At 58.3% G+C, this 12,815-nt stretch carries 10 protein-coding genes and 1 pseudogene; 7 read left to right on the forward strand and 4 right to left on the reverse strand.

Going from position 1 to position 12,815, the window contains the following annotated elements:
- Nucleotides 1–683 (reverse strand): type VI secretion system Vgr family protein (locus FQ755_RS31915; RefSeq protein ID WP_186308718.1); only part of this gene is annotated, 683 nt, incomplete at its 3' end.
- Nucleotides 684–2,131: 1,448 nt separating this feature from the next.
- Between FQ755_RS31915 and FQ755_RS31925 the strand changes: the two genes are divergently transcribed.
- From FQ755_RS31925 to FQ755_RS31935, 3 genes and pseudogenes are all read left to right on the forward strand, one after another.
- Nucleotides 2,132–3,697 (forward strand): recombinase family protein, encoded by a 1,566-nt coding sequence (locus FQ755_RS31925; RefSeq protein WP_409937791.1) that lies wholly within the window; start codon nucleotides 2,132–2,134, stop codon nucleotides 3,695–3,697.
- Nucleotides 3,694–4,596, forward strand: a pseudogene (locus tag FQ755_RS31930) (plasmid partitioning protein RepB C-terminal domain-containing protein). Before FQ755_RS31925 ends, FQ755_RS31930 begins: the two are co-directional and overlap by 4 nt.
- The gene (locus FQ755_RS31935; protein ID WP_144160679.1) at nucleotides 4,593–5,495 is read left to right on the forward strand and encodes a plasmid partitioning protein RepB C-terminal domain-containing protein; all 903 of its coding nucleotides are present in this window, start codon (nucleotides 4,593–4,595) and stop codon (nucleotides 5,493–5,495) included. Before FQ755_RS31930 ends, FQ755_RS31935 begins: the two are co-directional and overlap by 4 nt.
- Nucleotides 5,496–5,951: 456 nt before the next feature.
- On the opposite strand, the gene FQ755_RS31940 is transcribed toward FQ755_RS31935, so the two are convergent.
- Complete coding sequence (locus FQ755_RS31940; RefSeq protein WP_186308719.1) at nucleotides 5,952–6,302, reverse strand: hypothetical protein; 351 nt, start codon at nucleotides 6,300–6,302, stop codon at nucleotides 5,952–5,954.
- Between the two features lie 118 nt (nucleotides 6,303–6,420).
- On the opposite strand from FQ755_RS31940, the gene FQ755_RS31945 reads away from it, so the two are divergent.
- From FQ755_RS31945 to FQ755_RS31960, 4 genes are all read left to right on the forward strand, one after another.
- Nucleotides 6,421–7,992, forward strand: a complete 1,572-nt coding sequence (locus FQ755_RS31945; protein ID WP_409937792.1) for a recombinase family protein — start codon at nucleotides 6,421–6,423, stop codon at nucleotides 7,990–7,992.
- The gene (locus FQ755_RS31950; protein WP_144160685.1) at nucleotides 7,985–8,899 is read left to right on the forward strand and encodes a ParB/RepB/Spo0J family partition protein; all 915 of its coding nucleotides are present in this window, start codon (nucleotides 7,985–7,987) and stop codon (nucleotides 8,897–8,899) included. The genes FQ755_RS31945 and FQ755_RS31950 overlap by 8 nt, the downstream gene beginning before the upstream one ends.
- Entirely contained in the window at nucleotides 8,896–9,795 is a 900-nt protein-coding gene (locus FQ755_RS31955; protein ID WP_144160688.1) for a plasmid partitioning protein RepB C-terminal domain-containing protein, read from the forward strand. The genes FQ755_RS31950 and FQ755_RS31955 overlap by 4 nt, the downstream gene beginning before the upstream one ends.
- 197 nt (nucleotides 9,796–9,992) lie before the next feature.
- On the forward strand, nucleotides 9,993–11,573 hold the full coding sequence (locus FQ755_RS31960; RefSeq protein ID WP_144160691.1) for a recombinase family protein: 1,581 nt from the start codon (nucleotides 9,993–9,995) through the stop codon (nucleotides 11,571–11,573).
- Nucleotides 11,574–12,013: 440 nt separating this feature from the next.
- Here FQ755_RS31960 and FQ755_RS31965 read toward each other — a convergent pair whose 3' ends face one another.
- Nucleotides 12,014–12,238 carry a hypothetical protein gene (locus FQ755_RS31965; protein WP_144160694.1) on the reverse strand — a complete coding sequence of 75 codons (225 nt, stop codon included), beginning with the start codon at nucleotides 12,236–12,238 and terminating at the stop codon, nucleotides 12,014–12,016.
- A 192-nt stretch (nucleotides 12,239–12,430) separates the two neighbouring features.
- Nucleotides 12,431–12,815: hypothetical protein (locus FQ755_RS31970; RefSeq protein WP_222105810.1), on the reverse strand; the 385-nt coding region annotated here is incomplete at its 5' end.

Here is a 12,815-nt window from a genome sequence, read left to right on the forward strand (position 1 = left end):
CACTGCGTGAGCGCGTCCGTCTCGCTGCCTGTGCCTGCCCGGTAGAACGGCACCGTTTCGGGCGACAGCGCATCGAGCGTCGCGAGCCGGTCGGTGATGACCAGCGTGTGCGATCTGCCGTCCTGCGCCTGCTGCCAGAATCCATATAGGCCTTCGGATTCAAGCAGCCGGTGCACGAAGTTCCAGTCATCCTCGTCCTGCCGGCAGTACGAGCGCGCGGGCAGCGGTTTCGACAGCGCGAACTGGAATAACCCCTGGGCCTGGGGATGCGTGTTGAAAACGTCGGTGATGATGTCGTCGGCGCTCCTGTCCTGCCAGATGCGCTGGTCGCGGCGGAACTTCAGGAAGTGCATCCAGGAGGCGAAGCCGAGCTGGTAGCTCGTCAGGCCGCTGTTGGAACCCAAACGCCGGGCGGTGTGCACGTAGCCGTTGTGCGGCAGGTAGGATTTGTCGGTCTGCTGGATCCACAGCGTCACGCGCTGGGCGATCAGCGTCTTGAGTTCGACGCTGCCGCTGGTGGACACCACGTCGACAGTGAATTCGAAGTGGCGGCCCAGGCGCGAGCGGCCCACCACCCGCTGCGGGACCAGCGTGTTCGCGCCCAGCGGCGTGTCCAGTTTGAGCAGACGGTCACTCTGCGACAGGCCACCCGTGATTGTGCTGATTAAGTCCTGCGCTCCCATGACGCCCCGCCTTTCTTATTCAATACGCGCCCCCGCGTTATCGCGGCGATTTTACAAAACATTTCGGGAGGGAAGCAAATTAATATCGGAATTAAAATGTTAAATCTTATGCATATTTTAATTTGCGCGAATTAATGCGTTTTGCATTCTCGGAAAATGTTTCTTGTTTTATTGATTGGCTCGTAGTGGCAGGAAATATTTTCCCCGCCAAGCATGGGCGCGGCATAGTATGAAAGCTAAAGCGTCAAACCTCCCGCACCTCTTCAACGGTGCGTGACTCTACGGTGCCTTCCCCTCGACAAATTCGGCAAACACTTACGAAAGTGCGGCGCGCCCTTCTTCATCGAGCGATGCCGGCAACAATAGGCCCATTTAATCGACATTAAAAAGCCCACAAGTTTATCAACTTATGGGCCTCGATTTCTCAGGTTATGCGACTACCTACCGTAGGGCGCCAGAGTTAATGCGACGGCGTAGACAAAAAATCAAAGACTTACGCGAAGTCGCGCCACAGAGCTCCTCTCGGGTGTGACGGAATTCTTGAGACTGGCCTACATTTGCGCCAAAGTAGTAGCGTTTTCGTGCGCCCCCCAATTTGACGCCGCAAAATCCGGCGATTTCAGCACACAGGGAAGGTCTGTGAGGGTCGGGGGTGCCTATGAAAGTCGCGCGTCTGGCGGCTTAGCATGAACGGAGCGCGAGCACTGAAAGCCGGATCCGGGCCGGCGCACCCTCCACGATTGTCCGTCGCTTGCTCTGCTCAGGTAATTCCTAGTCGCCGACGCCCACCCGTTTCATTCACGACATCGAACACCATCATGAAACCGACCCGCCTTTGCCTCGCCTGCGGCAATCCTTTCCATCCGCTCTTGCAGGTCCGTAATCAGCGGTATTGCTCAGCAGCGGGATGCCAGCGCGAACGGCGACGGCGCTGGCAACGGGAGCGCCTGCAAAGTGACGCCGACTATCGCGACAACCAGGCACGGGCGCAGGCGAGATGGAGAGCCCGTAATCCGGACTACTGGCGTCATTACCGCTCGACGCATCCGGCGTATCGCGAGCGCAATTGCGCAATGCAACGAAATCGCAACGCGCAGCGAAGTTCCAGTCCAGTTGCAAACATGGACGCGTCTCCGCCGCTGCGGCCGCTCGCATCCGGCTTCTACATACTGCGCCGCGCTGTGGAAACCGGCATTGCAAAGATGAACGCGTGCACCGTCCATATCGCGGTGCTATCGGCACCGAACGGGCCACCCATACGTGATTGCAAAGAGATGATGTGATCGACTTCCGCACCGGGCCTGCTACCTTTGCCTTGTACCCGCTCTCAATCAGACGCCGAAGCGCATACGATGCACTGGCGTGTAAGGTCAGACCTCCGTTGCCCGGCGCCTTGCCGAACGCGTAGGTTGCGTGAGCGAGGATTCGACGCTGGCTGGAGCAGGATTGTGTCACTCGTTCACACAGGCGATGCCGTTGCCGCGCAGGCACCCTCGATACAGGCGGCTGAATACGTTCGGATGTCGACCGAGCACCAGCAATATTCCACCGAAAACCAGCGCGACCGGATCCGCGAATACGCAGCACGCCGGGGCCTGAATATCGTTCGAACCTACGCGGACGATGGCAAGAGTGGTCTTCGTATCGACGGACGACACGCGCTGCAGCAGTTGATCCATGATGTCGAGAGCGGCGGCGCAGATTTTCAGGTGATCCTCGTCTATGACGTGAGTCGCTGGGGGCGATTCCAGAACGCGGATGAAAGCGCCTACTACGAATACATCTGCACGCGTGCGGGCATACAGGTGGCGTACTGCGCCGAACAGTTTGAAAACGACGGTTCGCCGGTCTCGACTATCGTCAAAGGCGTAAAGCGTGCGATGGCCGGTGAATACAGCCGCGAGCTGTCAGCCAAGGTGTTTGCCGGCCAGTGCAGACTGATCGAACTCGGTTTCCGGCAGGGAGGACCGGCGGGGTATGGTCTACGTCGCGTACTCATCGATCAGCACGGGATCATGAAAGCGGAACTTCAGCGGGGCGAGCACAAGAGCCTGCAAACCGATAGGGTCATCCTGATGCCAGGGCCCGAGAGCGAAATACAGATCGTAAAACTGATCTATAACTGGTTCATCGATGAATCGTTAAACGAGTACGAAATTGCGGCTCGACTGAATGGCATACGGGTTCGCACAAATCTCGATCGGGAATGGACGCGGGCGACCGTACGGGAGGTACTGACCAACGAGAAATACATCGGCAACAACGTCTATAACCGCGTATCGTTCAAACTCAAGAATATGCGCGTTGTGAACATGCCGGATATGTGGATCCGGAAGGAAGGAGCATTTCAGTCTATCGTTCCAAGCGAAGTGTTTTACACAGCGCAGGGCATCATGCGGGCGCGCGCCCGACGCTATTCGAATGAAGAGCTGATTCAGCGCCTGCGCAACCTTTACCGTGACCGTGGGTTCCTTTCCGGTCTGGTTATTGACGAGACGGATGGCATGCCATCAAGCTCCGTCTACACGTACAGGTTCGGCAGCCTGATACGCGCGTACCAGACGGTGGGCTTCACACCCGGGCGCGACTATCGCTATCTCGAGACCAACCGTTTCCTCCGTCAACTGCATCCCGAAATCGTTGCGCAGACGGAGAAGAAAATCGCAGATCTCGGCAGCGCAGTACTCCGCGACCCCGCCACCGACATGCTCACCGTCAATAACGAGTTCACGGCTTGCCTTGTTCTCGCCCGCTGCCAGACGCACGACAATGGTCGCAGTCACTGGAAGGTCCGGTTTGACACCAGTCTGCTGCCGGATATCACTGTAGCCGTCCGGCTCGATCACGCGAACTCGGGGGCACTCGACTATTACCTGCTACCGCGACTGGATTTCGGTCAGCCCCGCATCAGCCTTGCCGACCAGAACGGGATTGAGTTCGAGAGCTACCGCTTCGATACGCTGGACTATCTGTACGGCATGGCCGAGCGCGCCCAGCTTCGGAGAGTAGCATGAGCCCGCAGCATGCCCCGGGCGAGGTCCGGATGATTCCGGTCGATCAGATCGAAGTCATCAACCCGCGCGAGCGTAACGGTCACGTCTTCGATGAAATCGTCGGCAACATAGGGGCGATCGGCCTGAAAAAGCCGATCAAGGTCACCCCGCGTGCTACTGCAGATGGTGTCGAGAAGTTCCTGCTCGTATGCGGCGAAGGACGCCTTAAGGCTTTCCGGTCGCTGGGCGAAACGACTATCCCTGCGTTGGTCGTCGACGTCAGCGACGAAGACGCGTTCATCATGAGCCTCGCCGAGAACATCGCGCGGCGCCAGTGCCGACCACTCGAACTCCTCACCGGCATCCAGCAGTTGCAGGAGCAAGGCTATGCCCCAAAATTGATCGCGGAAAAAACCGGGCTGACCCAATCCTATGTCCAGGGCATCCTGACGCTACTGCATCACGGTGAAGAGCGCCTGGTCATTGCAGTTGAGAAGGGACGGATTCCACTTAACGCCGCGCTCACGATTGTCGGCGCCGGTGACGACGACACAGCGATACAAGCCGCTCTGCAGGAGGCTTAAGAGTCCGGCAAATTGCGAGGCAAACAACTGATGGATGCACGCCGCATCATCGAGCGAAGAAAGACCCTTGGGCGTTCGGCAGCTCGCAATATGTCGAGGAAGTTCGCGGATGTGACGACGTCGAGTTTGGTGCGGACGTACCAGCATGAAGTCGAACGCCAGAAGTCGATGGTGCGAAAGGCCGAGTTTGCGCAGCAACGGCTGATGTTCGTCGTTGGCGCACTCCGGCAAATGTTCGCGGATGAAAACTTCGTCAATCTGTTGCGCGCGGAAGAGCTCGCGACATTGCCCAAATATCTTGCCGAGCGAGTATGGCCGGGCGGGAGCATCGCATGACTGGCGTGACGCTCGGTTTCATTCCCGAACCTCTGTCCGTTGCGGTAGTGTGCATCTTGCCGTCGCGCAAGACGCCGGCAAATATCATCGATTCCCGCAAGTTCAAACAGATCAAGGCCTCGATCGAGGAAATCGGACTGATTGAGCCGCTGTCCGTCACGGCCGCCCACCAGAGCACGGGACAACACCTGCTTCTTGACGGTCATCTGCGCCTCATTGCGATGCAGCAACTCGGATTGGTCGAGGCACCTTGTCTGGTTGCGACCGACGACGAAAGCTATACCTACAACAATCGTGTAAATCGGCTGTCCACAATCCAGGAGCACTATATGATCCGGCGTGTCGTCGAGCGCGGCGTATCGCCGGAGAGGCTGGCAAAGGCTCTCGCCATGGACGTGTCCCAGATTCTCAAGAAGCTTTCACTGTTAGACGGTATATGCCCTGAGGCTGCCGAACTCCTGGGCGATCGTCAGTTCTCGGTGGAACTGGTCCGCGCAGTTCGAAAAATGAAGCCGACGCGGCAGGTGGAATGCGTCGAACTGATGATAGCGGCGAACAACGTAACCGTCCCGTACGCCGAGGCGCTCCTCGTCGCGACGCCTGCCGCGCGACTGGTCGACGGCAAAAAGCCACCGAAGCTGATGGGCGTCACCCCTGAGCAGATGGCGAAGATGGAACGCGAGATGAGCAACCTGCAGGGGCAATACAAACTTGTCGAGCAAACCTACGGGCAGGACGTACTGAATCTGGTGCTGGCAAAGGGATATCTCGCCAAACTTCTGGAAAACGAACTGGTAGCTCAATACTTGCGGCAGCGGCAACCAGACCTGCTGGCTGAGTTCGAAACAATTGTCGAAACGATTTCGCTTGAACAGCAGCAATTCAGTGTCGTCGCCTAGCTGATTGCGTCATTGCCAGTGCGTTTGCCTTGTCATACCTACCCGCAAGTCGTTGGCTCCTCACCGCCATGAGAAGCCCATAGTATTGGATTGGGCGGCGTGGGACGAGTTGTCCACGACAGGCAGCAGTCGGCCAGTTTCGGAAGATCGACCGCACCTGACAGATCATTGACAATCGCAAATATTGGGCAGCGCTTGTCATCCGTCGTTGTCACCTAGAATTTTGGTTCTCCCTTTCGCCTCGCCCTCCCCGTCATTACTTTAACCTTCGAATCACCCGATCAACCTAACGTGACCGTTCTCATCTCCGACCTTGACGCGTGCAAAGACGCTTCGTATCCGCCGCAGAACAGATGCGTTTTGTATCTGGCGTCGTTGAAACAAGCCAGACCGCCATTGTCTCGGGGTCTCAGCCGGTGGACGACAACCTGACAATGACATGGGTGAAATGCGCGCCTAAGAAAAGCGACAGGCGGTAAGCAGATCAAGTGCCTCCCTCAGCAACGCCACGGATGCATTGATGTCCGATGCCGGGCCATCGACCCTGCCGGTCATCGACAGGTAGGCGAAATGAACGGCCGGTGAGTGTTTCGCCAAAGTCACCAGATGCGGTCCGCTCGGGCCGCGCACGGCACCCAGCCAATTCTGGACAGTTCTTTCGCTCGCGCCTGTCCACCGGGAGAGTTTCTTGATCGACTGTCGGGAGCCTCCGAATTCTTCTTTGAGCGCCATGGCGATCGCCATGGGATATTCGGCGCCAATCTCCTCTTTCTTCCCGCGCAAATTCTTGCGTGTTGTCGGCAACATTTTTCGCGCCTCCAAAACTATATTCCCTGAACGCAAGCGACGAAACAGGGCCGCCTGTCTCCTCGTGACTGAGCGTCCAGCGACAAGAGCCGCCCCCTGGCGGTTCACGGGAGGCAGGGTGGAACGAACATCGCGCAATAAATCCCCGCAAGACACCGGTGGCCGAGGCCGCGCGGCGGCCTATGTGCGGATGTCGACGGAGCATCAACAATACTCAACCGAAAATCAGAAGGACGTCATTCTCACGTTCGCCGAAAGCAGAAACCTCGAAGTTGTCCGCGTCTACGCGGATGAAGGCAAAAGCGGGCTGCGCCTCGACGGAAGAGACTCACTGAAGGCGTTGCTGCGAGACGCAGAGTCGGGGGCTGCGGACTTCTCGGTAATCCTCGTCTACGACGTCAGCCGCTGGGGACGCTTTCAAGACCCCGACGAGAGCGCGAGCTATGAAATCCGCTGCAAGCACGCAGGCGTGAAGGTACTTTACTGCGCGGAGCAATTTGAGAATGACGGCAGTCCTGTTTCGAGCATCATCAAGAGCGTCAAGCGAACGATGGCGGGAGAATACAGCCGGGAGCTCAGCGTCAAGGTTCACGCGGGCCAATGCCGGCACATCCGCAATGGCTTCCGGCAGGGCGGACCGGCAGGCTATGGCCTGCGTCGCGTTCGAGTGGACCAGGCCGGCGTTGTCAAGGGCGAGCTCATCCGCGGAGAGCACAAAGCCATTCAGACCGACCGGGTCATCCTCGTTCCAGGGCCAGCCGACGAGCTGGCGACTGTGCGGGGCATCTATCGCCAGTTCGTCGAGGAGGGGTGTTCGGAGTCAGAGATCGCCGCGGCGCTGAACGAGGTGGGCATTCGGACCGACCGCGGCGTCCCATGGACTCGCGGGACCGTTCATCAAATTCTCATTAACGACAAATACGTTGGGGACAACGTTTGGAACCGCGTGTCGTTCAAGCTCAAACAGGAGCGTATCCGCAATCCCCCAGCGTCATGGATCAGGGCGGACAACGCGTTCGAGCCGATCGTCAGCCGCATCATTTTCGAGGCCGCTCGCCAAATCATACTGGCCCGATCTTACCGCCTCACCGATGCTGACATGTTGAACGCCTTGCGCAGGCTGCTGCTGCGCAACGGCTATCTCTCGGGCATTGTTATTGACGAGGCGCCGGGCTGTCCGTCGAGCAGCGCCTACGCGAGCCGGTTCGGCAGCTTGCTTCGAACATACGACCTGATCGGCTACAAGCCCTTTCGAGACTACCGCTATGTCGAGATTAACCGGCGGCTGCGCGAGCTTCATCCAGAGATCGTCTCGCTCGCCGAGCGGGCGATGTCCGACACGGGCGCGCGGGTCGAGAGGGATCGCGCGTCCGGGCTGCTGTGGGTCAACGAAGAGTTCAAGGTCTCGCTGGCCGTTTCGCGTTGCAGGCCGACCGAAGCGGGCACGAATCGCTGGGTCATTCGATTTGACACTGCGTTGCGCCCCGACATCACAGTCGCGGTCCGGATGGAGCTCGATGCGAAGTCGATCCGCGACTATTACCTTTTGCCTGCCATCGACGTCACGTCGGATATCGTTCGTCTGGGCGACCACAACGATTTCGGGTTCGAGGCGTATCGGTACGATGACCTGGGCATGCTGTGCCATTTGGCGCGCCGGGTTCCACTAAAGGGAGTCAGCTATGAATGACCGCGTCGACAAGATTGTCTCTGCGCTGTCGCGCAGCGACGAGATAGCCCTGATCCCAGCAGCGCGCCTTAGGGTGCTGAATCCAAGAACGCGAAATCCGTATTCTTTCTCGCAACTCGTCGAAAATATCGCGTCCGTAGGACTCAAACGGCCTATCACGGTCGCGCATGGCGGCCGCGACGCCGGGGGCGAGTGGCATGAGGTGTTGTGCGGGCAAGGACGCCTTGAAGCGCTCAAGGCGCTTGGCGAGACGATGATCCCTTGCTCAATTGTCGAGGCCAGCGAGATTGACCGCTTCCTTATCACGTTGACGGAGAATATCGCGCGCCGACGCCACTCGACGTCCGAGCTGTTGAGCGGCCTTCAGGTCCTCCGCGCGAAGGGTTACACGACCGAAGAGATCTCCAGGAAAACCAATCTGGACAATTCCTACATCAGCAGCATCCTGCAATTACTGGAGAAGGGCGAGCAGCGGCTGATACAGGCCGTGGAAAAGCATGTCATGCCCTTGTGGCTCGCCGTCGAAGTCGCCCGCGCGTCGGGCGACGAGGTTCAGACTGCGATGGTTGCCGCTTACGAGTCCAAGACGTTGACCGGAGATCAGTTGCTTCGGGTGCGGCAGCTTCTTAGCAAGCGGGAGTCGTCGGGGAAATTGATGCATGGGCGCGCGGTTCCCCGTGAAAAGCCGACACCGCAAAAGCTGCTGCGCATATACAAGACCGAGGTTCGCCGCCAAAAAATGGTTGTGCAGAATGCCAATCTGCAAGAACAGCGGCTATTGCTGATCACTTCGGCGCTGAGGCGCTTTCTGTCCGACGAGCATTTCAGGACGCTCTTGCGGGCCGAGGGTATCAAGGACATTCCCGAGGCGGTCGCCTCGCGCATACCGCCGGAGCTTATGCCATGAGCAATGTCAGACACGGATTCGAAGGCAAAGTCATCGAGGTTGCCGTAGAACGAATCATCGCAAGTTCTCAAATTTCCAAGGGTCTGTTGGCGACCTCGAAATACAAGACGATCCTCAGTTCGATTGCCGAACTAGGCGTCATCGAGCCTCTCGCTGTGTTTCGCTCCCACCGACGGCTCGGCGACTACGATTTGCTGGACGGGAAGCTGCGCTTGCAGGCGCTGAAGGATCTGGGCCGGGAAACCGCTCCGTGCATGGTGTCGACCGATGACGAAGGCTTCACGTTCAACCGGCACATCACGCGCGTCTCGGCGGTTCAGGAGCACAAGATGATTAGGGCCGCGCTGGACAAGGGGGCGTCAGAGAAGCGAATTGCGGAAGTGCTTCGAATGGACATCCGGAGAATTCGGGAGCGAGCGCATCTTCTTGACGGCATTGCCCCAGAAGCTGCGACTATCCTGAAGAACCGGCAGGCAGTACCGCGGGTATTTTCGGTTTTGAAGAAAATGAAGCCATACCGGCAAATCGAAGCGGCCGAAATGATGGTCGCGGCAAACAAGTTCACCGCGACCTACGCGGACTTGATCCTGATCGCCACGCGCGCCGAGGCCTTGGCCGACGACGCAAAGCGAAAAAAGAAAGAGGAAATATCAGCCGAGGATCTCGCGAAGATGGAAAGCGAGATGGAGCGTCTTCGACAAGACTGTCAGGCAGTTGAGGACGAAATCGGCGACACCATGCTGTCGCTGGTTGTCGCCAAAAGCTTTATGGCCCGTTTGCTTCGCAACGAGAACATCCACGGCCACTTGAGGCGCCATCACGGCGATCTGCTCGCAAGCCTTGTATCGACTATGGACGCAATCGCCGCCGACAATCGAGTCACTGAGCGAGAGTGAGTCTGGATTTGCCATATGGCCCAAAAAAGCTGTCGGTAAGGCGAAGCTGGCTGTATCCCGCTGGACAGGCCCAGAAAACGAAATTCGACAGCAAATCCCCAGATCACTGACCGTTCGCGCCGGGGGCGACCAAGAGAATATCTTGACACTCCAGTCGGATGAGCTATGCATAAGCGTGGACACAAGGGGAACGCGCCATGCCATCTCTCCCGCCCGGCCGCCAGCCATTGCATCCGCCGCAGCGCGCCGTCCAGTACATCAGGATGTCAACTGACCAGCAACAGTGCTCGCCGATATTCCAGAGGCAGGCGATTGCTGAATACGCGTCGCAACACTCCATTCGCGTAATCAGGGACTACGAAGATGCCGGTATCAGTGGCCTGACGCTTCGCGCGCGGCCAGCGCTCAACCAGTTGCTTATCGATGTCGCGGACCCGCAACGTCGGTTCTCCCTTGTTCTTGTCTATGATGTAAGTCGATGGGGACGGTTTCAGGATGTCGATGAATCAGCTTTTTACGAATACCTGTGCCGGCGGCACGGGGTGAAAGTCGTCTATGTGGCTGAGCCATTTGAGGTCGACCAGAGTCCGATGTCACCCGTCATGAAAACGCTCAAGCGCGTAATGGCCGGCGAGTACAGCAGGGAACTGTCGCGTAAGGTCTTCCTCGGACACTGTGTACTTGCGGAGCGCGGCTATCACGTCTGCGGCCGCCCTCCTTACGGGTATCAGCGCGTGCTGCACGAAGAGAAGCGCGGCACGATACGCCCACTCGAGAAATACGAATACAAAAGCATCAGAACCGACCGCATCACGTTGATGCCCGGGCCTGCGACGCAGGTCGGTATCGTCAGAAAGATATTCGAATGGTACGCATCGGGAAAGGCGGACTGCAGGCAAATCGCCAGAAGACTGAATGACTTCGGTCTGGTCAACGGCGATAGCCGCCCCTGGTTGGAGAGATTCATCGCGCAAATTCTGCATAACCCGGCATATATGGGTGTCTGCGTCTACAGTCGTACGTCATCAAAACTGGCGGGTGGCTGGCACAGGGTCCCGGAAGAGCAGTGGATAACCGTTCCAGACGCATTCCCGGCCATCGTCGACCGTAAGACCTTTACAGAGGCGCAGAAGCGTTTCGCCAGCTACCGGCGACGACCAAGCCGTGATGAGCTTCTCGATGGTCTCCGGTCGGTCGTGCTGAAGTACGGCAAGGTTAATCAGCACATGCTGAGGCATTACCGCCGGGCGCCGTCGGTGCAAGCTGTGATGGCGCAGTTTGGGAGCCTGAATGCGGCCTATCGCGAAATTGGCTACGCACCGAACCTGAACCCTGAGCGCGAGCAGAACCGGGACATAGAACATCGTGCGGAAGCACTCGTTGCGCGCGCGACAGGAGACGTGCTCACAGAGCGAGGTCACCGCACGACATATGAAAAGCATTCGCTGACGCTCTGCATCGACAGTTCGCTCACGTTCCAGATTGTTGCGCGAGGGCCGTGGATGGTCGACGGCAAAACGCCGTACTGGACCGCGCGCTGGCCGGACGAATTCAACATCGACTTCCTCGTTTATTGCCGGATGCCACGAGGTAGTCCGCGGTTCCACGACTTCTTTGTCATCCCCGCCGGTTGCATTGAGCCGGGCAAGTTTACGACGCTCGTTGGTCCCAACGCCGCGGACTTTAGCCTGCTTCGTCACCCTGACCTTCGGCTGCTGCTCGACCTGACTGAAGCCGTCGACCTGACACAGGTCGGGAGCTTTTGGGAGCGGGTATGAAACATGGTAACGGAGGAGGCGCTAGTGGGCCCGACGGAACTATATCGGCTGCTTCGCAATATCACCGGCTGCCAAGGCTTGACCGGATGCGGGAAGTGATTCGAGCACAAAGCATTCGCGCAGGGCGGACTGCAGACACGATGGCGCACGTCGCTGAAGAGAACTGGCGTTTGCGACGACTACTCGGAGAGTTGCTTCGTGACACTGGTTTCATTGCCGTGATCGACCAGGCGGGAATCACGCAAATTCCGCGTATGCTCATTTCTCGAATCGTCCATGCGACCCAAGATAGCGGTCCTTTTACAAAGTTGGAGACTGGTGCCAAAGCGGTGGCTGCTGCACAAGAGCAGGCAGAACAGGCCTCCCGCGCACCAGCTAACTTACCAGGACGCACGTCAGAGTGCCTCGCCCGTATGGGTTGCTTCCGACGGCGCCAGGTGCTAGCCCTCATGCATCAGACCTGCTGTTTCAGTGAAGATTTCGCGTTGGCACTCCTCGCTGTAACGCCAGCGAAAGAACTGATTCTCAAAAACCAGCGCGTGGAACGCGACCAGCGCTATGTTGCGAGCCTCGGGCGATACGAAAGCAAGCTGCACTTGGCCCTTCGCATCGTCGGCCTGCTGGGTCCCGCGCATCCCCTGATGCTCGTGGAGCGAACGCTTCACCTTGCACTCGGACGTCTGCTTCTTTCGCAGCCGGCAATTCGGACATGGCTCGAGCACAGGACCCCTGAGTACATCGATTTGCTTGTCAAGGCGGGAGTGAGCGAAGGACCAGGACGTGCGTCGCGGCGACCCATTCGGGTGGCCAGATAGGAGCACGAGACGAATCAGCGCTGAGCTTACGCGCAGGGCGATTCAACGCATCCGCGCCGTGCTGTCGTCCGCTACAGCCTCGCGACTCAGAACCGTCGCATTCATCGGGAGGTTGCTGATAACCGTCGGGCTCGCCCTGGACGAGCTCATATTCCGAGCCAAGACGGTAGAGCCGTAAATACCCGACTCGATGACGAGCTTCAGCACAACAAATATTGACATCTGGATGGCGCGTACTTTCGGCGCCCCCCGATTCGGAGCAAGACCAATGCCGTTGATGGTGTAAGGAAAACGTCCGAAACGTAAGCGGCTCGGCTGGGCCGTGTCCTCACGCGCGCGCGAGCAAGGCATGATGGTGATGGCGTGTTGGAGTCCGTGTAGATCAAGGGAGATCGTGTCCACGATCGGCGATCGTGGACACGATCTA

Source organism: Paraburkholderia sp. BCC1885, assembly GCF_900996235.1.
In the GTDB taxonomy this organism is placed as follows: Bacteria; Pseudomonadota; Gammaproteobacteria; order Burkholderiales; family Burkholderiaceae; genus Paraburkholderia.

What these genes read in the sequence shown, in the direction of transcription:
- FQ755_RS31955 (WP_144160688.1), top strand. Translation starts at nt 8,896, where the DNA reads ATGAGCAATGTCAGACACGGATTCGAAGGCAAAGTCATCGAGGTTGCC.
- FQ755_RS31940 (WP_186308719.1), bottom strand. Translation starts at nt 6,302, where the DNA reads ATGTTGCCGACAACACGCAAGAATTTGCGCGGGAAGAAAGAGGAGATT.
- FQ755_RS31950 (WP_144160685.1), top strand. Translation starts at nt 7,985, where the DNA reads ATGAATGACCGCGTCGACAAGATTGTCTCTGCGCTGTCGCGCAGCGAC.
- FQ755_RS31935 (WP_144160679.1), top strand. Translation starts at nt 4,593, where the DNA reads ATGACTGGCGTGACGCTCGGTTTCATTCCCGAACCTCTGTCCGTTGCG.
- FQ755_RS31960 (WP_144160691.1), top strand. Translation starts at nt 9,993, where the DNA reads ATGCCATCTCTCCCGCCCGGCCGCCAGCCATTGCATCCGCCGCAGCGC.